The following is a 23,543-nucleotide window of genomic DNA, read 5'->3' as shown; positions in this document are numbered from 1 at the left end:
AGTTTAGGTCTTGCATTAAATGTTTATTCCTATATAGTAGCGCTCTCTTCAAGGCAGGCTCGTAAATATTACGAAAATGTTTTAAAGAAATTACAGGCGCGGGATGGAGCAGTCTGGTAGCTCGTCGGGCTCATAACCCGAAGGTCGTCGGTTCAAATCCGGCTCCCGCAACCAATTTCCTTAGGGATTGAGGTTACTGTAAACTCTAACTTAAGAGATAAAATAAAGTAGTCGATATACTTAAAATATACAGGCGCGGGATGGAGCAGTCTGGTAGCTCGTCGGGCTCATAACCCGAAGGTCGTCGGTTCAAATCCGGCTCCCGCAACCAATTCTTTAATTGGAAGCCAAGTTGTAATGTAAGCAACTTTAAACAAGTCTACAAATTTCAGGCGCGGGATGGAGCAGTCTGGTAGCTCGTCGGGCTCATAACCCGAAGGTCGTCGGTTCAAATCCGGCTCCCGCAACCACTGAAATAAATAAGAATGAAACGGCACGCTTAAAGCGTGTTTTTTTATGTCTAAAATTTGGTGTGTATATTGTGGCTCATAACCCGAAGGTCGTCGGTTCACCTTTTATAAGTTCAGGCTCCCGCAACCACTGAAATAAATAAGAATGAAATGACACGCTTAAAGCGTGTTTTTTATGTCTAAAATTTGGTGAATGTGGTGATTTAGCTTATAGGTTAAAGATCATCTTCACTGCATGAGGCATTCACTTCTCATAAGCGCAAGCTCCCGCCCCCTGAGATACACTTTAAAATGTTATAAACTTCTTAAAATAAATCGTTATTACTTAAAACCTTGTTTGGTTTGTGTTAAAACGGCACAAATATTTTTAGGTTGTTACAAATATGACTGAACTTTACCACTGGTTTGATTTAATAGGCATTGCGGTGTTTGCTGTATCAGGCACTTTGCTAGCGTACGAGAAAAAAATGGATGGCTTTGGGGTCGTAGTTTTAGCGACAGTAACTGCTATTGGTGGTGGTACAGTGCGAGATCTAATTTTAGATGTTCCTGTATTTTGGTTACACGATCAAAGTTACTTTTTTGCCATACTCGCTTCAGTATTTGTTACAACACGCCTTATAAATAAACAAAAGCCGATACCTCATTATATTTTACAAACAGCGGATGCGTTCGGGTTAGCTTTTTTTGCAGTAATGGGGGCGCAAAAAGCACAGCTTGTTGGTATGCCCGATATGACTGCGGTAATTATGGCTGTAATTACAGGCTGCTTTGGTGGATTAATTCGAGATGTGCTTGCACGCGAGATCCCTATGCTATTAAAGGGTGAGCTTTACGCTATTACCTGTATAGCGGGTGGTACTGTTTATACGCTTGGCATTAGTTTTTCGTTAGCAACCGAAATGGCGATGGTATTAGGCATGTTAATGACCTTATTACTTCGTTTAGCCGCTATAAAATGGCAAATCACATTACACGTTTTTAAATATCCTGACTAAACTGGTGTAATCACACCATTTACTAGGATAAGGAATGTCGTTAGCTCGTATATTTTCTCGTGCTCAAGTGGGCATAAATGCCCCTGAAGTTATTGTAGAAGTTCACCTAGGAAATGGTTTACCTGCTTTTCATATTGTAGGTCTGCCCGAAGCGTCTGTTAAAGAGTCGAAAGACAGGGTGCGTAGCGCACTCGAAAACTCACAATTTGGTTTCCCCGATCAACGAATAACCGTAAATTTAGCCCCAGCCGACTTACCAAAAGATGGTGGGCGGTTTGATCTGGCTATTGCGGTGGGTATTTTAGTCGCCTCTGGGCAAATAGTGTGTCCTGATATTCATAAGTACGAGTTTTATGGTGAGCTCGCTCTTAATGGTGAAGTGCGTGGTGTAAACGCTATTTTACCTTCGGTACTTGCTGCTAAAGAGCAAGATCGCTGCTGCTTTTTACCTCTTGCAAACGACAGCCTAGCAAGCTTAGTTAATGGCGTTAAACGCAAAGCCGTAAGCTCTATTCAAGAAGTATGGGGCGACCTACTTAATCAACAACCCTTGCCATTAAATATAGAGTACCCCGACTGCACTCAAGCCCCTGATTTTTTACTCGATTTAAGCGATGTGAAAGGTCAGCCTGGTGCCAAGCGAGTATTAGAAATAGCCGCAGCTGGCGGGCATAATTTATTATTTTTAGGCCCTCCTGGCACTGGTAAATCAATGCTGGCCCAGCGAATGGCTACAATTATGCCTACTATGTCGGACGATGAAGCTATTTCAACAGCTGCGCTTTACTCTATTATTGGACAATCCATAGATTTAACTAATTGGCGACAGCGGCCATTTCGTAATCCGCATCATACGTGCTCAGCGGTTGCTTTGGTGGGGGGCTCTTCAAATCCCAAGCCTGGTGAAATTTCGCTGGCACATAACGGTGTGCTTTTCTTAGACGAATTACCAGAGTTTGAGCGTAAGGTACTTGATTCACTGCGTGAGCCGATGGAGACTGGTACGGTTACTATTTCACGTGCAGCTAGGCAAATGGAGTTCCCAGCGCAGTTTCAGCTTATTACAGCATTAAACCCAAGCCCAACGGGGAGCCATACTGATAAACGGGCAACTCCCGATCAAGTTATGCGTTATTTATCACGCGTGTCGGGGCCTTTTATTGACCGTATTGATTTGCAAATAGAACTACCTCGTTTAACGAGTGTTGAGCTACAAAGTACCAAACCAGAGGAAACCAGTGCTGAGGTTAGAGCAAGAGTTGAGGCTGCTTATTATGTGCAGCTAAAACGCCAAGGTAAGGTTAATGCGAGACTTAATAATAAAGAAATGAGTGTGCACTGTGAACTTGCGCCTGCAGAGTTGCAATTTTTAGCTAGAGCAAGCGAGAAGTTGTCTTTATCGCCACGCTCTTACCATAGAGTAATTAAGGTGGCGCGTACAATTAGTGATTTAAAAGGCGCTGAAAACATTAGTTTAAATGAGCTTAAGGAAGCTCTTAATTACCGCGCATTTGAGCGCCTTATTGCGCAATTAACTAAGTATTAAATAGAAAGCATATAGCCTTTACCGCGTACGGTAACGATGCGTTTTTGATCTTTTTCGTCATTTAATTTTTTACGTAAACGACCAATAAGCACATCAACAGTACGATCGTTTGGACTCCAATCGGGCTGGCCTATTTCTTCTGATATTTTTTCACGGGATGTGGCTTTACCTGCATTACTAATTAAGCAAATAAGCACTTTATGTTCGGCTTCAGTTAAGCGTGACTCAACGCCCGCAGCAGTAATTAATGTGCGGTTATCAGGATGAAGCTTAAAGTCAGCATATTCTATAAACTCTTCGCTTTCGTCGTCTTCTAGGTTAACGGCAACACGCTTATAGAGCGCGCGCATGCGAAGCTCTAACTCAAGTAAATCGACGGGCTTACAAATATAGTCATCAGCACCTTGTGCAAGGCCAGCAATACGATCGGCTTGGGAGTCACGACTCGATAATACAATAACGCCAATATCGGTCAGTGTGTTTAATTCTTTTGCGAGCTGAAGCCCGTCGCGCTTTGGTAAGACAATGTCAATTATGGCTAATGATATAGCACCGCGCAGGTTTACCCGCTGCCTTACAATGTTAAGTGCATCAGCGCCAGTGGGGTCTACCTCTATTGTAAATTCGGTATCTGCAAAGTGATTTTGGATGCGTTTAACGAGTAGTTCATCGTCTTCAACCAATAAAACATTAATAGCCATAGTACTTTATTTTGAATGCTTATAGCTCTGTATGGTAGCACCATTAGGTAAATGCTGAGAAGGGGGTTTATTAGTTTTAAGTAACTTAATATTTCAAAGGTGTATAAGACGTTATTAGAGGATGAGGTTAGCACCTTTAGACTAATTAAAAGGTGCTAAATAATTAATTCTACTATTAATAAATCTATATTAAGTCGTTATTTTAAAGGTTCAGGCTCAGTCATTTTTATACATCGAATCCCACCATTGAGGCTCGTTTTTTAGCTTTTTATCAAAGTATGCGAGCATGGTGTTCCACCAATCAAATCGTTTATCGCGTGCAAAAATTTGATGGTCGGCGCCTTTGTATTCGACTAACTCTACGTCCTTATTAAGCAGTTTAAGCGCAGTGTACATTGTTAAGCTTTCGCCAACAGGTACATTGGTATCGCTATCACCATGAAGAAGTAGCATAGGTGTTGTTACTTTGTCGGCATGAAATACAGGGCTATGTTGGCTGTAAAGCTCAGGGTTATTCCACGGGAAGCTATTTTTTGATGCTTCGCCAGAATATAAGTAGCCCCACCAACCTTCACCCCAATACGAGGTAATATTAGAAATCCCCGCATGAGCTATTGAAGCACTAAATATATCGGTTTTAGTTGCCAATAACATGGTCATGAAGCCACCGTACGATGCCCCTAAGTTACCTACTTTTTTACTATCAACATAGTTGTATTTATTTAAAAAGGCTTGCGTGCCTTCGATAATATCGTCTGCGGTGTAGTCGCCCCAGGCATTAACATGCTGCGCTGAAAATTTTTGTCCAAACCCTGTTGCGCCAGTAGGTTGCACTACATAAACAACGTAGCCATTTTCTGCCCATAAGTTAAACGGGTAACGACCTGTAAAACCACGCGTAACTGGTGAAGTACCGCCGTAGTAATACACGAGCGCTGGGTGCTTTTTAGTTTTATCTAAATTGCTTGGAATGTAAACACGGCCCGTTATTTCAACCCCATGTTTATTTTTAAAATTAAACTCTTCTAATGTAGGGAGTCGTGTATTTGCATAGCTACTTGGTTTTGAATCCCATATTAAATCTGTTTTATTTTTACTTACGTTCAGGCGTTTTAGTTGTTGTGGTGCTAAAGCGTTAGTGCCACTTAATAAAATATCGGTATTGCGGTCGTGTGAGTAACTAAATTGTTCAACAATATCCAATCCTGTATTTAACTTTTTAAAGCGCTGTTTACTTAAATCAAATATGTAAAGTGGTTGAGTGTCTTGCTCTGTTACTTTAATGAGCGCATCGCCGTTTTCTAAAACGTGCAGTTGGCCAATAGCGGGGTCGAATTGTTTACTGAGTGCTTTTACGTTTTTACCGCTTTCAGTAAGTAGGTAAAGTTGCCCGTCGTAGTTATTAGCAAGCATTGCTTTTGGTAGTGCTCTGCCTGCGCCATTTTTAAAGTCCGGGCCTGCAACTACATAAATATCTTTATTTGCGTATTTGGCTAAATTAAATGTTTTGAATTTACCAAGCGATGAAAACTTATTTGATTTTAAATCGAGTTCAACTAACTCTGTTTCTGGGTGAGCTGATGCCTGCATTGCCATTACAGGGCGGCTCATTAATACTTTGCCACGGTTACTATTTGAATCTTCAAGGTTGTAAGAAAGAGGACCTTGGCTAAGTGCTTTTGTTAAACCACTTTTAGTATCAAGCATATAAATTTGGCTGATGGAACGTGCATACGACCAGCGATCTTGCAGACCTTTATAGTGCTTGGTTAAGCTGTTAGTGCTCTCAGGTGATTTAGACCAGCTAAACAAAAGACTGGTGTCGTTATAAAAGGTAAAGCCATTAGCTCCTTCTAAATCGTTTGCTAATGTTTTTATTGAGAAGTTTTTACGGTTAAGTTGTTTAAGCTCACCATTTAACAAATACACTAAATATTGGTTATCTGGACTCCAAATAATGTTACTTGGTTGGCCTGCTTCAAAGCGATAAAGCGTTTGATTGTCTGAATCTTTAAGTACAGTAACTGTATTTGCTTGATTTTGTGTTTTATCACTATAAGTGCGAGTGGTAGTAACGTACTGCTTGGCATTAGGTGCGAGTGATAATTGGCTAATTATAGGGGCATCAAATAGTTGTTTTGCAGATAAACGTTTTATGTGTGAAGTGCTAAGCGTAATTTTATCAACCTCGCTTTTAGGTGCAAAATCAAGCGTTACATCGTGCCAATTAGCTACTTGCTGGGCTACTATTAAAACAGTGTGAGTACTATTATTTAAAGCTAACTTATAGTTATTTTTATCGCCTGTTTGTAGTTCGCCATTAATAAATAACTGACCTTGCTCAATCCCTTTTAAGGTAAGCGTACCTTGCGTAAAGCGGGTTGTTTCAATATTAAATTTTAGTGCCTGTAACCCACCTAAAGTGAGCGCATTGATTTTATTAAACGGTTGCCAGTTTTGTTTTTTCCCAAATACAGAAAAACTATCTGTGTCTACTTGTAGTTGTGGCAATAGGTTGTTAATAATCGCACTGCCATGAGGTGTCTGAAAAGGCTTTAACTGCATATCTTCGGCAAGTGGGCCGATAAACTGAATTTTTGATTTATCCAATGGTGCAGCTATTGCAGCAAAGCTTAAGCTGCTAAGTGTTAAAAGAGCTGCTGCGTACTTAAATAGCTTATTTTGATGACACCATGGTGCGCTAAATTTCATTATTATGCCTATTATTATTGGAAGTTTGGCCAAATATAGCATGTATTGTTACCATGCTCACATATCCAATATAGAGGAGAGAAAGTGACTTTACTGATAGTTTATATGGTAGTGGCGATTGTTATTTCGTTTTTATGTTCTGTGATGGAGGCTGTGTTATTAAGTATTTCGCCCAGCTATGTTGCATCACTTAGAAAAAAACACCCTGAGCTTGCTAAACAGCTCGAAAAGCTTAAAAACAATATAGATCAGCCTTTAGCTGCTATTTTAACTTTAAATACAGTTGCCCATACTGCAGGTGCAGCGGGAGTTGGCGCACAAGCGGCTGTCGTTTTTTCCGATGCGGCTGTAGGTATTGCATCAGCCATTATGACATTTCTCGTATTAATTCTTTCTGAAATTATACCTAAAACCTTGGGGGCTAATTACTGGCGAGCTTTAACCCCAAGTGTTACCTACGCTTTGCGGTTTTTAGTTATATCGCTAAAGCCTTTTGTATGGTTTGCACAAAAGCTAACAAATTTAATGGGTCCAAAGCACGATGAGGCTTACTATATTCGTCAAGAGATAGAGGCAATGGCAGATATAGGCACGGAGTCGGGAGCATTACATCAAGATGAATCTGATATTATCCGTAATTTGTTGCATTTTAAGCATGCAAAATTATGCGACTTAATGACGCCGCGAACTGTTATTTTCAAAATCCATAAAGATTTAACAGTTAATCAGTATTTAAATGAACATGGATCGTCATCGTTTTCTAGAGTGTTGGTATTTGATAAAGATGCCGATGATATCGTTGGGTTTGTGCATAAAAACGATATTATGCTGGCATTTCACCGCTTAGGCACCGATTACAAAATTAGCAAATTGATTAAGCCTATTTATACCGTACCAACTTCTCAGAACGTATCGTCGTTACTGCAAACACTTTTAACAAAGCGCACTCATATATGCTTAGTTGTTGATGAGTACGGTGACGTGCAGGGTATTGTAACGTTAGAGGATATGATTGAAGCTTTAATGGGGCTAGAGATTGTAGATGAGCGTGACCAATCTACTAATATGCGCGCAGTAGCAAGGCAGCGTTGGCACAAACGCTTAGCAAGTAGTGCACATATAGTTAGTGAAGAAGATAAACACACTCGGGGTGATAATTAGCTAACAGGCCCCGAGTAAATATTAGTTCCGCTTTAAGCGGGGCTGCCATCAGTTTTTAGCCAATCTTTAGCCCAAGATATAAATTCGTCTTGTGGTTTAGGGCGACTAAATAAAAAACCTTGTATGGCTAGGTTTCTTCTATAGTGCCTTAAATAATCGAGCTCTTCTGGGCGTTCAACGCCTTCTGCCACTAAATCTAAATGATCTTTATTCGTAATATTAAATAACGAACTTACAACCACTTGAGAAAATAAATCTGTTTCTATATGGCTAATGAGTGAACGGTCTATTTTTATTTCAGTAAAAGGAAGGTTTCGAAGCTGGTTCATATTAGTAAAGCCAACGCCAAAGTCGTCTAGCGATATACCAAAACCGTGCATTCTTAATCTATTTAGTGTTTCTAATTGCATGAGGCTTGAGAGTGCATGTTGTTCCGTTATTTCTATAATTATATTACTAGGCGTGAGTTGGTTTAATTCTAAAATAAGCAGTAATTTATTAGGGCAGTTTAGGTCATCGAGCTGGGTTGGCGATAAGTTAAAGGCCATTTTAAAATCATGACCTAGTTGCGCTGTCATATTTTTGAATTCGCTGGTGGCCTTTTCAAAAAGAGAAAATGTAATTTGATTAATTAAGTTGTGTTGTTCGGCAGTATTTATAAAACGGCAAGGTAAAATAATATTGTCGTCTTTACTTGATAAAATACGCGCTAACACTTCAACGCTTTCAATTTTATTGTTATCAGCGTTTATTTTTGGTTGATAAAAAGGCGTTATTTCATCGTTTTTTAATGCATCAATAAGCTCATCTTTTGAAATGGCTGGCTCTTTTAATAAAGTGTGGCTGTTTAATTGCGCCACTTTAGTAAGTAACCTACTAACCTGAGACAGTTGCACTGGCTTTGAAATATTACCAATGAGGTGAGCGTTATGTTGTTTCGCGAGATTGGCAGCTAAGCTAATAACTTTATGGTCCATTTCAGAAATAATTATTATACCGCCTTGATAATGTAGCTCTCCTAAGTGGCGGATTAATTCCATGCCGTCCATTTCGGGCATATTGAGATCAGTAAAAATAGCATCAAAGTAGTTGATATCCTCTTTAACTTTTTCAAGCGCTTCTTTTGCATTCAGGCACGTAGTTATAGTGTTGGACATACCCAATTCGTTAAGTATAGCTTCCATAACGATCAAAATTGCTTTTGAATCGTCAACAACTAAAATATTAGGCACTATCTTCTTCACTGTTATCCCTTTCAATGTATCGCTTGGAGTTACTATAAAAGTAGTAGTGTTTTTTTATTTTGTCAGTATCAAATGCTTTTATTTTGAAAATAGTTACCTAGCACCTTCCCTCGTGTTTTTGAGCTGATTAGGTATACTAGCGCCATTGTTTTAAACGGTCTTAATTATGATAAGAATAGATCTTACTTTAGCCGAGCAACCATTTTCGCTTATGGTGTCTGGGCAAAAAATTGTGCAGGTATTTCATGCGCAACAAGCCATTACCTTTGATAACCCTCGTGAAAACTACTATCAGTTTACTTACGACAACAAAAAAATAGGTATCGATACGGGGGCAGTCGAAGAGCAAAGCATTTCGCTTTTTGTAGATGATCAATTTGCAACACAACTTGTGTTGCCAGCACCTACAAATGGGTCACCTAAAAAAGGCTTTTTAGGGCTAGCTGCATTAGGTTTTAAGCTTTTTAAAAGCGCTAAGGTAATTAAAGTAGTGCTTGCAGGGGCTTCTGTTGCAGGCTATGCGTGGTTATTTAGTATTGAATTTGGACTAATGCTAATTGGTTGCTTAGTCGTACACGAGTACGGCCATGTACGAGCAATGAAATACTTTGGCATAAAAACCAAAGGTATTTACTTAATCCCGTTTGTTGGAGGGCTTGCTGTAAGTGACGATAAAATAACAACCCGTTGGCAAGATGTCTTTATATCATTAATGGGGCCTGCATTTGGTTTAATTACCTCGGTGTTGGGTGTCGTTTTATATTACGCCACCGAGATGGAAATATTTGCAGGTGTGGCGGTTCTTAGCGCGTTATTAAATTTATTCAACTTGTTACCAATTTTGCCGCTTGATGGCGGGCATGTATTAAAAAGTATCAGCTTTTCAATGCGTTCATGGATTGGCCTAAGTGTATGTTTACTCGGTGTACTGTTTGGTTTATGGCTGAGCTACACATTTGGCTTAATGTTACTGGTATTCTTTTTGTTTGTAGGTGCGCTGGAAATTGTATTTGAATGGCGAGGCCGACATTACTCCCATTTAATGCCACTAGATAAATATGGCCAAGGTTTTTCAGCGGTTATGTATGCAATTGTAGTAGCTGGGCATGTAGCTGTAATGATGCACTTTGCCGATTCAGAAAATCCAATATTGAGCCTGCCGATGACTATTTTATCGAGCTAGTATTTATCGTTCTAGGTAAAAGTGGGCTGTAATATTTGTTACAGCCCGTTAAAAATTAATAAAAGCTCAATACCAGCGATATAAAAACCCCAGTTACAAATAGCTGCACTACACAAAACCCCATAATATCTTTTGCTTTTAAGCCTGCGATAGCAAGGACGGGTAATGCCCAAAAAGGTTGAATTAGGTTAGTCCACGCATCGCCCCATGCAACGGCCATTGCAACGCGAGACATATCGGCACCTAGCTCTTGTGCTGCAGGTATTACAATAGGTGCTTGTACAGCCCATTGGCCACCGCCAGAGGGTACAAACATATTAACGAGCCCTGCACTTATAAAACTAAAAAATGGCAAGCTATCAGCATCTGCAACGGCAATAAAACCACGCGATATTTGCTGCGCTAATCCGCTATCGACCATTACCGCCATGATGCCGGCATAAAAAGGAAATTGAATAACAATACCCGCACCACTTGGAATTGCTTGTTGCAGGCTATTAAGTAAATTATGGGGTGTTTGATGCAGTGTAATAGCTAAGAACAAAAATGCGGCAATAACGCTATTAAGGTTTAAGTTTCCGCCAGCAATAAAAAAGTAATAACCTAAATATGCCAAACCTAATAAGCCAATTGTCATACCGAGTAGTTTACTTTGTTCCAAATGTTGGGCGGGTCTGGTTATTGTTGTGGGCTTAGGTGTTGTCTCTTCTAAAAGAGTTGAGTCGATATATACGCTTTCTTGCTCGCTTGGCAGCATATAGCGATTAACGAGCGGCATAATAATGAATAAGCCTACTAATATGGCTATATTAAAGCCCGCAAATAAAGTGTGCTCTGTACTAATAATACCAATGCTGGCCTCTGAAAAGTGACCTTCGGTTGCGATAGTTAAAGGAATCGAACCGGCTAATCCGCCATGCCATACAACAAAACCTGAGTAAGCGCTGGCTACTAATAATCGATAATCAACACGAGTATGTTTAGCAATTGCCTTGGCAAAAAGGGCACCAATAACTAAGCCAAATCCCCAATTTATCCAGCTCGCTAAAAGCGAAATAAGCGTGACTAATATAATTGCTTTAGGTGCAGTGCTTGCAAATGTTGCTAGTTTTTCTAATAACTTACTTATAGGTGGCGTACTTGCCAACATGTAGCCTGTAACTAACACCAGAAGCATTTGCATAGCAAAGCTTAATAAGTTCCAAAACCCTCCTCCCCACGCTTGTAATACTTCAATGTTAGTTGTGGTTGTAAATAAGCTCGCACTGACAAGCGTAATTATTGTAAGTAAAATTACAAATATAAAAGGGTCGGGAAGGTAGCGCTCTACAAGTTTAGTAAAGGGCGTGGCTATTTTATTAAGCATAAGCACAACTGTTTTGGTTATTATTTTAACGCTAATTAATCATGAAAAATCACCATTGGCAAACAGCATTTAGTCTAATATTTGCGGTTAAAAGCTTAAACATTGCTTAAAAGCATCGCTTACAGTAACGTACTGTTTATAGATAATTTATAACGAAGACTTTGTATTATGCCGGTGATATTTAAAAGGCTAGCGTTACTTGTTCGCGCTCATATAGATCAGTTGAGTTGGCAAGCAGTGGCATTAGCTATTTTGACTCATATGCTATTAACATGGAGCTTACTATTTATAGCGAATGAGAAAGCGTTAACCTCGCTTACTACCTTTTTTTACTATTACACAGTAACAACATCAACAGTGGGGTATGGTGACTTTAGCCCAACTACTGATCTTGGTCGTTGGGTGGTTGCATTAATACAAATTCCATTTGGTTTAGCTTTATTTGGTGTTTTGCTAGGAAAAGCAGGACAAACTGTTACTTACTTAATTAGGCGCGCTATGACTGGTGATAAAAACTTTGCCCACAGTAACCACCATATTATTATTTTTGGTTGGCACGACACTCGTACAAAGAAGATGATTGATTACATTTTGGCAGATACGAAACGTACTGATCGTCGTATTTTACTCGCGGTAACAGAGCAAATGGATCATCCTTTTTTAGCTAACGAAAGCGTTGATTTTGCACGTTTAACGAGCTTCACTAATTTAGTTGAGCTAGAGCGAGTTGCTATTCGTAGTGCTGATAAGGTGATTATTGATGGTCAAGATGACGATCAGACATTCACAACAGCCCTGCGCATTAGTCGCTTAGTAAAAGATGATTGCCATATAAGCGCTCACTTTTTAGATGAAACCAAAGTTGAGATGATGCTAGAGCATTGCCAAAATGTAGAGTGTAGTAGTGCAAAATCAGCTGAGATACTCGTACGCTCAATGCAAGATCCAGGTTCGAGCCGGGTGCAAGAGGAGCTGTTATCTACTTTGCACGGCGATACACAATTTAGTTTGAAAATACCAAGCGGCTGCAAAGATATGGAGTTTGGTACTTTGTTTCATCATTTTAAGCTTGAACATGATGCAATACTGTTGGGTGTTGCCCATAATTTAAGTGCGCAAAATATGGATTTGAATCCACCATTAGATTACAAAGTAAGTGAAGGCGATATTTTGCACTATATATCGGTAGATCGAGTATTAAGTAGTGAAGTTGACTGGTTGAGTCTAGAAAAATAATGAATGAAGTTGTATTTTTAATTGTTGTTTTAAGTGCTTATATATTACCTGTTGTTATTGTACTCAACAGTAAGCGTACACAGGGTCATGAAAAAAATGGCTGGCTAATGGGAATAATTATATTTTCTTGGTTAGGGTTAATGATGTACTTTGCCATTGTGCCCAAGTATGGGCACAAAAAGAAAAAGGTCAAATAGAGTAGTTGGCCTTTATAGCCGCTTTTACTGGCGTAACTACTCTTCTAGTTGCTTAATTTTATGCTCAATTAAAGGATCGTCAGGTACAAGTTGTTGAGCAACTTCTAATAACTGAATGGCATCATTAGGATGCTCATCTTGATGCTTAAGGGCAACATCGATTAATGGCTGAATATCAATTTTTGCTTGATGCTCTTGTACATACACTTCTTTTTCATCAGCTAAAATTTTATGCGCTGTACTCAATAATGCTAAACGATGGGGGGAGTCTGCATTAGCTGTATTGAGGCTTTGATAATAGTCTTCTTTTAAGCGCAACGTTTTTGTTTGCAAACGAAACTGTGCAATATCGATTTGCTGATGTTGAATGAAATCGACGGCTACTTGCTTATAAAATCCAAACTTATTCAAATATGTGGCATGTGTGCCATGTCCCATACCAAATACCCGTAAGTGAGTTAGCTGCTTATAGCGCTTAGCATGCATTCGGTCTATACGATTAGTTGGGTCGTAAATAATATAGCCTTGGGCATCTCCTAAATCTAGATCGTGATAATCTTGCTGCCAATCAAACTGCTGAGCTATATCGGTACTAGAGCGGTCATCCCACGGCACTAACTCTTTATTTTTAGTACTTACCGGATGGAAGAACAATACTTGGTTTAGTTTTAATAACTTAGCAAAAGCGCCAACAGCAAATCCACCACGACTTAGACCGTAACCTAATCGGCAATTAAACGGCGTAAGTAATGTTGATAATTGCTCCAGAAAAAAGATTAAATTTCGATTACGAAACCAATTACTCTTACCTAAGTGCTGAAAAGCGATAACATTTACGTTTTGTTTTTGAGCTAGGTGATAACCCCAAGGTGCAAAATCAGAATTGAGATCTTGTTCTTGCACATTAGTACCAGCAGGAGAGAAAGTAAAAAGCAGGGGCTTATTCACGTCAACAAAATCATACTTAACAAATACATCGCCGAGTAAATCACTACCCGTCATGGGTAATCGAGTTTGTTGCTCATTGCGCGGGAGAGTTAACCATTCATCTAACCAATACAGTAATTTCATTAATCCTCCAGCTATAAGTCGGCGCGGATCATATCAAACTCAATGAAATTAGGTCAAACCGAAAGAATATTACTGCGCCATTTTGATTATTTCATCCCAGTCATTTTTAGTAACAGGCATTATTGATAGACGTCCGCCCTTTTTAAGTGCGATTTCAGTAATATTGTCATTAGCTTTTATATCTTTAAGGCTAATTAATTTTTTTAAATGGCTTTGATAAGTAACCTCAACAACAACCCAACGAGGTTTATCGCTGGTGGCTTTTGCATCGTAATAGTCGCTGCTTAAATCAAATTGAGTAGGGTCTGGGTAAGCTTCTTTTGTAACCTCGGCAATGCCGGCTACGCCCACGTGTTTGCAGCTTGAATGATAAATCATTACTGAATCACCGACTTTGACGCCGTCACGCATAAAATTTCGTGCTTGGTAATTACGCACACCTTCCCAAAGCGTGGTTTGGTTGGGTGCGTTTTTTAAGTCATCTAATGAAAACGCATCGGGTTCAGTTTTAAATAGCCAGTAAGCCATAACAGTATTCCTAACAAAGATTTACTTCCCACTATTGTATAGTATCATTTGCATACTAGGGTAATGAGGAAGAAATAATGAGCCAAGTATTAGATGATTTATTGTCGTTGTTAACACTTGAAGAAATTGAGCAAGGTTTATATCGAGGGCAAAGCCAAGATTTAGGCTTTGGTGCTGTATTTGGTGGTCAAGTTATGGGGCAGGCACTTTCTGCTGCCAAAGAAACTCTACCTGAGGGGCGAATAGTTCATTCATTACATTCTTACTTTTTACGCCCAGGCGATCCAGCTAAACCCATTGTTTATGATGTAGAAACTATTCGCGATGGAAAGAGCTTTAGTACTCGCCGAGTAAAAGCGATTCAGTACGGTAAGCCTATTTTTTATATGACAGCGTCGTTTCAGGGGGAAGAAAATGGTTTGTCGCATCAAGCGACAATGCCTGATGTTCCCGCACCTGAAGAACTACGTTCATCGCTTGAGTTTTATCAAGATAACGCTTCACATATCCCTGAAGTCATCCGTAATAAGTTTACTCGTGAAATGCCGATTGAAATGCGACCGGTTACTTTTCATAACCCGTTTAAACCAGAAGTTATGGAGCCGGTAAAGCATATTTGGTTTAAAGCTAATGGTGAAATGCCAGACGATCAGCGTATCCACAATTACTTATTAGCGTATGCGTCTGACTTTGAGTTTTTACCAACTGCATTACAACCTCATGGTGTATCGTTTATGCAGCCAAATATGCAAGTAGCTACTATTGATCATGCAATGTGGTTTCATCGTCCATTTAGAATGGATGATTGGATTTTGTATTCAATTGATAGTCCAAGTGCGAGCAATGGTTGTGGTTTGGTACGCGGGCAGTTTTTTGACCGCCAAGGCAACTTAGTTGCCTCAACAATGCAAGAAGGGGTTATGCGCCAGCGCTAACCCTCTCAGTAAATGTATTGCTAGTTACACTGATCCTGAACTATATCGCTGATTGACTGCCAGACGCGTGCTGGCAGTAATGTTTTAAGGTGTGCATAGGTTTCGCAAAGTTGTGTACTGCCTACTAAGCCCTCATCACCTTCTGTTATTAACGACTCACCACGTAAGTTTTCGATAAAACTAACAAGTACTTTTTTATCAAAAAATTCAGGTGTTTTAATACCATGCAGTGTACCTAAACGTTGTGCGAGTACTTGGCTCTCTCTTTCAAGCTCTGCTTTTTCAATGCCATCACTTGTTTGAATAAAACCAATCACAATAGCGTATCGTTGCAGAGTGAAGCTAAGTGCTCGTCCAAGCATCTCAAGCTTAGCTAGGCAGTCATTACCGTTTGTTATATGAATGTTATTGCCATCAAACTCAATTAAATTTTGATCGGCAAAATTAGCTAAAATACACGTTATGTAGTTTTCATCAAGAGGCTGTAAATACCACTCTTTAGCAAACAACGGATAAAACGTTTTTACAAGTTGCTGGCATTGAGCAATAGTTGTGCTGTGTTGTTTAAATAGATGTAGTGCAATTAAGCTTGGTACTGCAAACAAGTGCAAAATATTGTTTCGGTAGTAATTAAACAGTACTTTTTCTTTATCGCTAATCGTAATAATTTCGCCAAACTCATCACTGATAACTTCAAACTTATTAAGCTTTAATGCATGCGTTAGTAATTGCTCTGGAGTTTCGTCTGGTGTAGTTACTTTGTTACTGTAGCTTGCATCACGCTGTAAGCGCAGATAAAAATCAAGCTGAGCTAATAGCTTTGGTTTACTCAATGCTTGTTTATCGTTAACCAGCAATATCATCGCTAGTAAGTTAACCGCATTAAGCGCCGCTGCATTATTAATTTTAACCATTACTTGGTCGGCAAGTTTAGTTACTTGTGGTGCTAACCATTGTGGCTTTTGCACGTCAGTTGGGTGTATTGAATCACGCCAATCAGGTTGGTTATCGTTTAAGTATTGGTTAATAGAGATTGGATCGCCAAAGTTTAAATTACCACGACCGTAGTTTTTAAGGTTTTTGATTGCCTTAAAAATACCAAATATAGATTCGCCTTTTTTATCTTTACCATCCAGCTCTTTAAGGTAGGTGTTAATTTCCATGACGTGCTCGTAGCCAATGTAAACAGGAACAATAGATATTGGTCTGTCTATTCCGCGTAGCATTGCTTGTAATGTCATAGATAGCATACCCGTTTTAGGCGGAAGTAAACGACCTGTTCGGCTTCGACCGCCCTCCGTGTAAAACTTAACAGAGTAACCTTTAATAAACAGTTGGCTTAAATACTCTTTGAATATGGCAGAATAAAGTTTATTACCTGCAAATGAACGGCGAATAAAAAACGCACCAGAGCGTCTAAATATGCCTCCGGCAGGGAAAAAGTTAAGATTTATACCTGCAGCTATATGCGGAGGTACTAAACCTAAATGATAAATAGAGTAAGTAAGCAGTAAGTAATCCATATGGCTGCGATGACAAGGCATATAAATTATTTCATGCCCTTTATCTGTTAGTTCATGAATTTGTTCGGCGTGTTTAATATCAATACCATTATAAAGCTTATTCCATAACCAAGTTAAAAACCTTTCGGCCACACGTATCATTGCTTCAGAGTAATTAGCGGCTATTTCATCAAGTAGCTTAAGTGCATTTTGACGAGCTTCTGTTTGGCTAATGTTTTTAGCGTTAGCTTCATCTTGAATTGCTTTTTTTATAGTAGGTGACGCTAATAATGAATTAAACAATTGCTCACGAGATGGCATTTTAGGGCCTGTAGCAGCTAGCTTTTGGCGCTTAAAGTGAACACGCGCTACGCGTAATAATTTATGAGGTAACTCACTTACATCGGCTTTTTCATTGACTAAAAGTGATAAGTCGAGTGGTTGGCTAAAGCGAATAAAGTTATCGCGACCTGAAAATAACACCACAAAAAACTTTCTAAACCAGCTTGGAGTAAGAGAGTGTGTAATTAAAGTACGTAGTCCTGGCTTTTCTTTACCTGGATCGCGCCCCCATAAAATAGTAACAGGCACCACTTGTACGTTTTGCTGACCGCTTTTTATTAAGTACTCAATAATTTGCTTGCCTTGGGCTAAAGCATTGGTTGGTTTTGCTTCATCACCAAATAACGGTGGAGGATTTTTAATACCAATAAAACGGTCTAAATTTTGAGTCCCTAGCACTTGCTCTTCTGTTGGGCTAGGTAGGCCATTCTTTTTACAAACATGCGCCAGCGCGGCTAAATCAAAACGTGAATTTAAACGCACTATGTAAAATGTAGGGTACTCAGGGTTTAGATCATACTGTTTAATAGGATTTTCTGGCAGCACTTTGCTTTTCACAAATAAGCGACTAAATCCAGCAGACATAACATTTAAACAATAATTAAAAATACGCATCGACTCACCATATTGAGAGTATTAAGGGCAAAATTAGCGCAACAGGATACCATAATATCTAAAAATCCCTTAGTTTGCGCAATTAAGATGTTTAGTTGTTTGTTGACTAGCATCAAAAGCATTAGTTCAAGTATAGCTATTGAACATGTATGGACGCATATTTAATCAAATTAGTATTCATTACATTGTTTCTAAATAGTTGTTGCATTTATCACCAATACCTCTATAATACGCAGGCTTTCAAAATTCCTCTGGGGATTAGAAAGGATAAATTAAGCTTGGATTTCAAGCTAATAAACAGGAGTTCCGATTTGGAACTCAACGTAGATATAATCAAACAGCCGGCATCTTAAGTTTTAAGATTGTTTCGGTCGTTTTTTTATGCTCTTTTATATGCTCTTTATATTGAGGTTAAGAATGTCAAATCAACGCATTCGTATTCGCCTAAAAGCTTTTGACCACCGTTTGATTGACCAATCAACGGCAGAAATCGTGGAAACTGCGAAACGCACTGGCGCACAAGTACGTGGTCCAATCCCACTACCTACACGCTTTGAACGTTTTACTGTACTAACTTCACCGCACGTTAATAAAGATGCGCGTGATCAGTACGAGATCCGCACCCATAAACGTCTGATAGACATCGTAGAACCAACTGACAAGACTGTAGACGCGCTTATGCGTTTAGATCTTGCTGCTGGTGTTGATGTTCAAATCAGCCTGGGTTAATCGAAAGATTAGAGAGGTTTTAGGAAAATGGCATTAGGTCTAGTCGGTCGTAAAGTGGGTATGACACGAATCTTCACTGAAGATGGTGTATCTATCCCTGTGACAGTTATTGAAGCGACACCTAACCGCATTGCTCAGATCAAATCTGACGCAACAGACGGTTATAACGCGCTTCAAGTAACCGCAGGCACTAAAAAAGCAAGTCGTGTAAACAAAGCTAAAGCGGGTCATTTCGCTAAAGCTGGTGTTGAAGCGGGTCGCGGTCTGTGGGAATTCCGCCTTAACGGTGGTGAAGGCGATTTTGAAGTAGGCGCTGAGCTTACTGTTGAATTATTCAACGAAATCAACAAGGTTGACGTAACCGGTACTTCTAAAGGTAAAGGTTTCCAAGGTGGTGTTAAGCGCTGGAATTTCAGCATGCAAGACGCGACACATGGTAACTCTCTATCTCACCGTGCTCCTGGTTCAATCGGTCAAAACCAATCACCTGGTAAGGTGTTTAAAGGTAAGAAAATGGCCGGTCATATGGGTGCTGAGCGTGTAACGACTCAAAACTTAGAACTAGTTCGCGTTGACGCTGAGCGTAATTTGCTTTTAGTTAAGGGTGCAGTACCTGGAGCTATTGGCGGTGACGTTATCGTTAAACCAGCTGTTAAAGCATAAGTCCTGGAGATTTAGTGATGGAATTAGCAATTAAAGACGCTTCTGGCGGTCTTGAAGTTTCTGAAGCTACTTTTGGACGTGAGTTTAACGAAGCATTAGTACACCAAGTAGTTGTTGCATACGCAGCAGGTGCTCGTCAAGGTACTCGTGCTCAGAAGACACGTTCTGAAGTAAGCGGTGGTGGTAAAAAACCATGGGCTCAAAAAGGTACTGGCCGTGCACGTGCCGGTACAATCCGTAGCCCAATTTGGCGTTCAGGTGGCGTTAGCTTTGCAGCTAAACCACAAGACCACAGCCAAAAAGTAAACCGTAAAATGTACCGTGGTGCGATTAAAAGCATCTTATCTGAATTAGTTCGTCAAGAGCGTTTAATCGTTGTTGAAAGTTTTGCTCTAGCAGCACCAAAAACTAAAGAACTAGTTGCTAAGCTTAAAGAACTTGAGCTTAAAGATGTTCTTATCGTGACTGAAGAAGTAGATGAAAATCTTTTCTTATCGGCACGTAACCTTTATAAGGTTGACACACGTGATGTAGCTGGTATCGATCCTGTAAGCTTAATTGCTTTCGATAAGGTACTTATTACAGCCGCTGCTGTTAAGCAACTTGAGGAGGCGCTAGCATGATTCGCGAAGAACGTCTTTTAAAAGTGATCCTTGCTCCACATATCTCTGAAAAAAGCACAATTGCTGCTGAAGAAAACAATACTATTGTTTTTAAAGTAGTAAATGACGCAACTAAAGCTGAAATTAAAGTAGCAGTTGAGAAGCTTTTTGAAGTAGAAGTAACGGGTGTTCGCACACTTAACGTTAAGGGTAAAACAAAACGTACTGGCGCACGTTTCGGTCGTCGTAGCGACTGGAAAAAAGCTTACGTTACTCTTAAAGAAGGCAGCGAGCTAGACTTTGTCGGCGGCGCCGAGTAATAAGGGGATAGAATTATGGCACTTCAAAAGTGTAAGCCTACTTCTGCGGGCCGTCGTCACCTAGTTAAAGTGGTTAACTCTGATCTACATAAGGGTAAGCCATACGCACCACTTTTAGAGAAAAACTCTAAATCAGGTGGTCGTAATAACAATGGTCGTATTACGGTTCGTCATATCGGTGGTGGTCATAAACAACATTACCGTTTAATCGATTTTAAACGTACTAAAGATGGCATTCCAGCCACTGTTGAACGTTTAGAATACGATCCAAATCGTAGCGCAAACATCGCTCTTGTATTATATGCAGACGGTGAGCGTCGTTACATTATCGCACCAAAAGGCTTAAAAGCTGGCGATGCAATCCAGTCTGGTGTTGATGCACCAATCAAACCTGGTAATGCATTACCAATGCGTAATATGCCTGTAGGTTCGACTGTTCACAACGTAGAATTAAAACCAGGTAAAGGTGCTCAAATCGCACGTTCTGCTGGTGCATACGTTCAAATCCTTGCTCGTGATGGTCAGTATGTAACATTACGTCTTCGTTCAGGCGAAGTTCGTAAAGTTGAATCTGATTGTCGTGCGACTCTAGGTGAAGTAGGCAATGCTGAGCATATGCTTCGTTCACTTGGTAAAGCAGGTGCAAATCGCTGGCGTGGTATTCGTCCGACAGTTCGTGGTGTTGCCATGAACCCGGTAGATCACCCACACGGTGGTGGTGAAGGTCGTACATCTGGTGGTCGTCATCCTGTGTCTCCATGGGGTAAACCGACTAAAGGTGCGAAGACGCGTAAGAACAAGCGTACGGATAAATTTATAGTACGTCGTCGTACTAAGTAATATTGAGGAATAGCCATGCCACGCTCTCTCAAGAAGGGTCCTTTTATAGACCTACACTTGCTGAAGAAGGTAGAGAAAGCTTTGGAAAGCGGTGAGAAAAAGCCAATTAAAACTTGGAGCCGTCGTTCAATGATCATACCTAACATGATCGGATTGACCATTGCTGTCCATAATGGTCGCCAGCACGTACCAGTTTTCGTTTCTGACGAAATGATCGGTCACAAACTAGGTGAATTTGCACCAACTCGCACTTACCGTGGCCATGCTGCGGATAAGAAAGCGAAGAAACGATAAGAGGGGAAGATAAATGCAAGCATTAGCTAAACATAAATTCGCCTCTGGTTCGGCGCAAAAAGCACGTCTAGTTGCAGATCAGATCCGCGGGTTACCTGTAGATCGCGCACTAGAAATCCTGGCGTACAGCCCTAAGAAAGCGGCTGTATTAGTTAAGAAAGTACTTGAGTCTGCTATTGCTAACGCAGAGCATAACGAAGGTGCTGACATTGATGAGCTTCGTATAACAACGATCTTTGTGGACGATGGTCCTACAATGAAACGTATTATGCCTCGTGCTAAAGGACGCGCAGATCGCATCCTTAAGCGTACAAGCCATATCACTGTTATGGTTTCAGATAGCTAGGAGTATAAGTAATGGGACAAAAAGTTCATCCTACTGGTATTCGCCTAGGTATATCTAAACCTTGGGTTTCTACCTGGTACGCGAGTTCAAAAGATTTCTCTGCACAGCTTTTTGGCGATCACAAAGTTCGTACATTCCTTACTAAGGAATTAAAAACGGCTTCTGTGTCTAAAATCGTTATTGAGCGTCCAGCAAAATCAATCCGAGTAACAATTCACACGGCTCGTCCGGGTGTTGTTATCGGTAAAAAAGGCGAAGACGTAGAAAAATTACGTCAAGCGGTAACTAAAATCGCTGGTGTACCTGCTCAGATTAATATCTCTGAAGTACGTAAACCAGAACTAGATGCACAACTAGTAGCAGACGGCATTGCCTCTCAACTAGAACGTCGTGTTATGTTCCGTCGCGCTATGAAGCGTTCGGTACAAAATGCAATGCGCATCGGTTCTAAAGGGATTAAAGTTGAAGTTAGCGGTCGTCTTGGCGGCGCTGAAATCGCACGTTCAGAATGGTATCGTGAAGGTCGTGTACCTCTACATACTCTTCGTGCTGATATCGATTACGCAACTTCTGAAGCCTTAACCACTTATGGTATCATTGGTGTTAAAGTTTGGATCTTCAAAGGCGAAGTTATTGGTGGTTTACCACTAGTACAAGAGCAAGAGAAGCCAGCTAAACGCGCACCAAAGAAAGCCAAGAAAAGTGCTAAGTAGAGGTAGCGAGTAATGTTACAGCCAAAACGTACAAAATTCCGTAAAATGCACAAAGGCCGCAACCGCGGTTTAGCGCAAAACGGTAACAAAGTAAGCTTCGGTACTTTCGGATTGAAAGCAACTGGCCGTGGCCGTATGACTGCTCGTCAAATCGAAGCAGCTCGTCGTGCTATGACGCGTCACGTGAAACGTCAAGGTAAAATCTGGATTCGTGTCTTCCCTGACAAACCGATTACAGAAAAACCTCTTGAAGTTCGTATGGGTAAAGGTAAAGGTTCTGTTGAATATTGGGTTGCTGAAATTCAGCCTGGTAAAGTACTTTACGAAATGGAAGGTGTTTCAGAAGAGCTTGCTCGTGAAGCGTTTGACCTTGCTGCTCGTAAACTGCCATTCAAAACAACTTTCGTAACTCGGACGGTAATGTGATGAAAGCTAGCGAACTAAAAGATAAAAGCGTAGAAGAGCTTAATGCTGAACTTCTAGGACTACTTCGTGAGCAATTTAATATGCGCATGCAAGCTAGCACTGGTCAGTTAGCTCAGACACACACGCTAAGAACAGTACGCCGCGATATCGCGCGTGTAAAAACAGTTATTAACCAGAAGGCAGGTCAATAATGAGCGATAAAATTCGTACTCTTCAAGGCCGTGTAATCAGCGACAAGATGGAAAAATCTTTCACTATCGCTATCGCACGTTATGTGAAGCACCCAATCTATGGGAAATTCATTAAACGTACGACTAAGTTACACGTACATGACGAAAATAACACAGCAAAAGCGGGTGACGTAGTTACTATCCGTGAATGCGCACCAATTTCTAAGAATAAATCTTGGACTTTAGTAGACGTTATTTCTAGTCCAAAACAAGCTTAATTTTTAATTAAGTTAGTTTTGTAAAAAAGCCCTGGCATTAGCCGGGGCTTTTTGTTTTCTGGAACTGCCTTGTCCTGAAACGTGTTTATACATTTAGGACTTATACCAATCCGCAATAATACTTAATCATTTTGCGGGGCTAAACGTGTCGCTACCTGCTTTAAAAAATGCTCATTTACGACTGCATGGATGCAGAAGGTAGAGCAATGCAGGAGCAATTGCCGAGAACAACTAAATAGCGAATTTCTGCCTACCTATCAACACGTTTTTCCAGCCTCAAAATAGATCACTTAATTAAGCGAATTGGTATTATTTTATGAAAACTATGAAAACTATGAAAACTATGAAAACTATG

25 protein-coding genes and 3 tRNA genes are annotated in these 23,543 nt (G+C 40.2%); 21 read left to right on the top strand and 7 right to left on the bottom strand.

The genetic code is table 11. The features are described from left to right. The first annotated feature begins 97 nt into the window (after nucleotides 1-97). From H5115_RS17580 to H5115_RS17560, 5 genes are all read left to right on the top strand, one after another. A tRNA-Met gene (locus H5115_RS17580) sits at nucleotides 98-174 on the top strand. Nucleotides 175-254: 80 nt separating this feature from the next. Next, nucleotides 255-331: transfer RNA gene (locus H5115_RS17575), tRNA-Met, on the top strand. Nucleotides 332-393: 62 nt separating this feature from the next. Continuing rightward, nucleotides 394-470, top strand: a tRNA-Met gene (locus H5115_RS17570). Nucleotides 471-853: 383 nt separating this feature from the next. After that, nucleotides 854-1,468 (top strand): trimeric intracellular cation channel family protein, encoded by a 615-nt coding sequence (locus H5115_RS17565; protein ID WP_002957915.1) that lies wholly within the window; start codon nucleotides 854-856, stop codon nucleotides 1,466-1,468. A 34-nt stretch (nucleotides 1,469-1,502) separates the two neighbouring features. Then, complete coding sequence (locus tag H5115_RS17560; RefSeq protein ID WP_002957914.1) at nucleotides 1,503-3,014, top strand: YifB family Mg chelatase-like AAA ATPase; 1,512 nt, start codon at nucleotides 1,503-1,505, stop codon at nucleotides 3,012-3,014. Here H5115_RS17560 and H5115_RS17555 read toward each other — a convergent pair. Together H5115_RS17555 and H5115_RS17550 are read right to left on the bottom strand one after the other, a co-directional pair. Next, nucleotides 3,011-3,715, bottom strand: a complete 705-nt coding sequence (locus H5115_RS17555; RefSeq protein ID WP_002957913.1) for a response regulator transcription factor — start codon at nucleotides 3,713-3,715, stop codon at nucleotides 3,011-3,013. The two genes, H5115_RS17560 and H5115_RS17555, sit on opposite strands and share 4 nt — an antisense overlap. 216 nt (nucleotides 3,716-3,931) lie before the next feature. Continuing rightward, nucleotides 3,932-6,427, bottom strand: coding sequence for a S9 family peptidase (locus H5115_RS17550; RefSeq protein ID WP_182756557.1), 2,496 nt, complete (start codon nucleotides 6,425-6,427; stop codon nucleotides 3,932-3,934). Nucleotides 6,428-6,511: 84 nt separating this feature from the next. On the opposite strand from H5115_RS17550, the gene H5115_RS17545 reads away from it, so the two are divergent. Further along, nucleotides 6,512-7,588: a hemolysin family protein gene (locus H5115_RS17545; protein ID WP_002957910.1), complete on the top strand. Its 1,077-nt coding sequence runs from the start codon at nucleotides 6,512-6,514 to the stop codon at nucleotides 7,586-7,588. 32 nt (nucleotides 7,589-7,620) lie between these two features. Here H5115_RS17545 and H5115_RS17540 read toward each other — a convergent pair whose 3' ends face one another. Next, a complete protein-coding gene (locus H5115_RS17540) occupies nucleotides 7,621-8,832 on the bottom strand; it encodes an EAL domain-containing protein (RefSeq protein ID WP_182756555.1) in 1,212 nt (403 codons plus the stop codon). 166 nt (nucleotides 8,833-8,998) lie between these two features. Between H5115_RS17540 and H5115_RS17535 the strand changes: the two genes are divergently transcribed. After that, the gene (locus H5115_RS17535) at nucleotides 8,999-10,015 is read left to right on the top strand and encodes a site-2 protease family protein (RefSeq protein ID WP_182756553.1); all 1,017 of its coding nucleotides are present in this window, start codon (nucleotides 8,999-9,001) and stop codon (nucleotides 10,013-10,015) included. Nucleotides 10,016-10,070: 55 nt separating this feature from the next. Here H5115_RS17535 and H5115_RS17530 read toward each other — a convergent pair whose 3' ends face one another. Further along, on the bottom strand, nucleotides 10,071-11,381 hold the full coding sequence (locus H5115_RS17530; RefSeq protein ID WP_182756551.1) for a short-chain fatty acid transporter: 1,311 nt from the start codon (nucleotides 11,379-11,381) through the stop codon (nucleotides 10,071-10,073). A gap of 168 nt (nucleotides 11,382-11,549) precedes the next feature. Between H5115_RS17530 and H5115_RS17525 the strand changes: the two genes are divergently transcribed. Then, a complete protein-coding gene (locus H5115_RS17525) occupies nucleotides 11,550-12,617 on the top strand; it encodes a potassium channel family protein (protein ID WP_182756549.1) in 1,068 nt (355 codons plus the stop codon). Continuing rightward, entirely contained in the window at nucleotides 12,617-12,814 is a 198-nt protein-coding gene (locus H5115_RS17520) for a PLDc N-terminal domain-containing protein (protein ID WP_182675765.1), read from the top strand. Before H5115_RS17525 ends, H5115_RS17520 begins: the two co-directional genes overlap by 1 nt. A gap of 36 nt (nucleotides 12,815-12,850) precedes the next feature. Here H5115_RS17520 and H5115_RS17515 read toward each other — a convergent pair whose 3' ends face one another. Both H5115_RS17515 and H5115_RS17510 read right to left on the bottom strand, forming a co-directional pair. Next, on the bottom strand, nucleotides 12,851-13,885 hold the full coding sequence (locus tag H5115_RS17515) for a cytosolic protein (RefSeq protein ID WP_182756547.1): 1,035 nt from the start codon (nucleotides 13,883-13,885) through the stop codon (nucleotides 12,851-12,853). Between the two features lie 69 nt (nucleotides 13,886-13,954). Continuing rightward, nucleotides 13,955-14,413 carry an EVE domain-containing protein gene (locus H5115_RS17510; RefSeq protein WP_024605623.1) on the bottom strand — a complete coding sequence of 153 codons (459 nt, stop codon included), beginning with the start codon at nucleotides 14,411-14,413 and terminating at the stop codon, nucleotides 13,955-13,957. A gap of 77 nt (nucleotides 14,414-14,490) precedes the next feature. On the opposite strand from H5115_RS17510, the gene tesB reads away from it, so the two are divergent. Beyond that, nucleotides 14,491-15,348, top strand: coding sequence for an acyl-CoA thioesterase II (gene tesB, locus H5115_RS17505; RefSeq protein WP_002957902.1), 858 nt, complete (start codon nucleotides 14,491-14,493; stop codon nucleotides 15,346-15,348). A gap of 20 nt (nucleotides 15,349-15,368) precedes the next feature. On the opposite strand, the gene plsB is transcribed toward tesB, so the two are convergent. Next, nucleotides 15,369-17,807: a glycerol-3-phosphate 1-O-acyltransferase PlsB gene (gene plsB, locus H5115_RS17500; protein WP_182756545.1), complete on the bottom strand. Its 2,439-nt coding sequence runs from the start codon at nucleotides 17,805-17,807 to the stop codon at nucleotides 15,369-15,371. A 417-nt stretch (nucleotides 17,808-18,224) separates the two neighbouring features. Here plsB and rpsJ point away from each other — a divergent pair, with 417 nt between their 5' ends. The 11 genes from rpsJ to rpsQ are packed head-to-tail and all read left to right on the top strand — an operon-like array spanning nucleotide 18,225 to nucleotide 23,188. Beyond that, nucleotides 18,225-18,536 carry a 30S ribosomal protein S10 gene (gene rpsJ, locus H5115_RS17495; RefSeq protein ID WP_002957900.1) on the top strand — a complete coding sequence of 104 codons (312 nt, stop codon included), beginning with the start codon at nucleotides 18,225-18,227 and terminating at the stop codon, nucleotides 18,534-18,536. Nucleotides 18,537-18,563: 27 nt separating this feature from the next. Continuing rightward, a complete protein-coding gene (rplC, locus tag H5115_RS17490) occupies nucleotides 18,564-19,199 on the top strand; it encodes a 50S ribosomal protein L3 (RefSeq protein ID WP_002957898.1) in 636 nt (211 codons plus the stop codon). Nucleotides 19,200-19,216: 17 nt separating this feature from the next. Further along, complete coding sequence (gene rplD, locus H5115_RS17485) at nucleotides 19,217-19,822, top strand: 50S ribosomal protein L4 (protein ID WP_002957897.1); 606 nt, start codon at nucleotides 19,217-19,219, stop codon at nucleotides 19,820-19,822. Then, entirely contained in the window at nucleotides 19,819-20,121 is a 303-nt protein-coding gene (rplW, locus tag H5115_RS17480; protein ID WP_002957896.1) for a 50S ribosomal protein L23, read from the top strand. Before rplD ends, rplW begins: the two co-directional genes overlap by 4 nt. 15 nt (nucleotides 20,122-20,136) lie before the next feature. Then, entirely contained in the window at nucleotides 20,137-20,961 is an 825-nt protein-coding gene (gene rplB, locus H5115_RS17475; protein ID WP_002957895.1) for a 50S ribosomal protein L2, read from the top strand. A 15-nt stretch (nucleotides 20,962-20,976) separates the two neighbouring features. Next, nucleotides 20,977-21,255: a 30S ribosomal protein S19 gene (gene rpsS, locus H5115_RS17470; RefSeq protein WP_004588689.1), complete on the top strand. Its 279-nt coding sequence runs from the start codon at nucleotides 20,977-20,979 to the stop codon at nucleotides 21,253-21,255. Nucleotides 21,256-21,268: 13 nt separating this feature from the next. Then, nucleotides 21,269-21,601, top strand: a complete 333-nt coding sequence (gene rplV, locus H5115_RS17465; RefSeq protein ID WP_002957892.1) for a 50S ribosomal protein L22 — start codon at nucleotides 21,269-21,271, stop codon at nucleotides 21,599-21,601. A gap of 11 nt (nucleotides 21,602-21,612) precedes the next feature. Further along, the gene (gene rpsC / locus H5115_RS17460; RefSeq protein WP_002957891.1) at nucleotides 21,613-22,314 is read left to right on the top strand and encodes a 30S ribosomal protein S3; all 702 of its coding nucleotides are present in this window, start codon (nucleotides 21,613-21,615) and stop codon (nucleotides 22,312-22,314) included. A gap of 12 nt (nucleotides 22,315-22,326) precedes the next feature. Then, entirely contained in the window at nucleotides 22,327-22,740 is a 414-nt protein-coding gene (gene rplP / locus H5115_RS17455) for a 50S ribosomal protein L16 (RefSeq protein ID WP_002957890.1), read from the top strand. Then, nucleotides 22,740-22,931 carry a 50S ribosomal protein L29 gene (gene rpmC / locus H5115_RS17450; RefSeq protein WP_002957889.1) on the top strand — a complete coding sequence of 64 codons (192 nt, stop codon included), beginning with the start codon at nucleotides 22,740-22,742 and terminating at the stop codon, nucleotides 22,929-22,931. Before rplP ends, rpmC begins: the two co-directional genes overlap by 1 nt. After that, entirely contained in the window at nucleotides 22,931-23,188 is a 258-nt protein-coding gene (rpsQ, locus tag H5115_RS17445; protein WP_002957888.1) for a 30S ribosomal protein S17, read from the top strand. Before rpmC ends, rpsQ begins: the two co-directional genes overlap by 1 nt. Nucleotides 23,189-23,543 lie beyond the last annotated feature (355 nt).

It is taken from the genome of Pseudoalteromonas sp. SR44-2, assembly GCF_014163745.1.
GTDB classification, from domain to species: Bacteria; Pseudomonadota; Gammaproteobacteria; order Enterobacterales; family Alteromonadaceae; genus Pseudoalteromonas; species Pseudoalteromonas distincta.
This window is presented reverse-complemented; position numbering and strand designations above follow the sequence as displayed.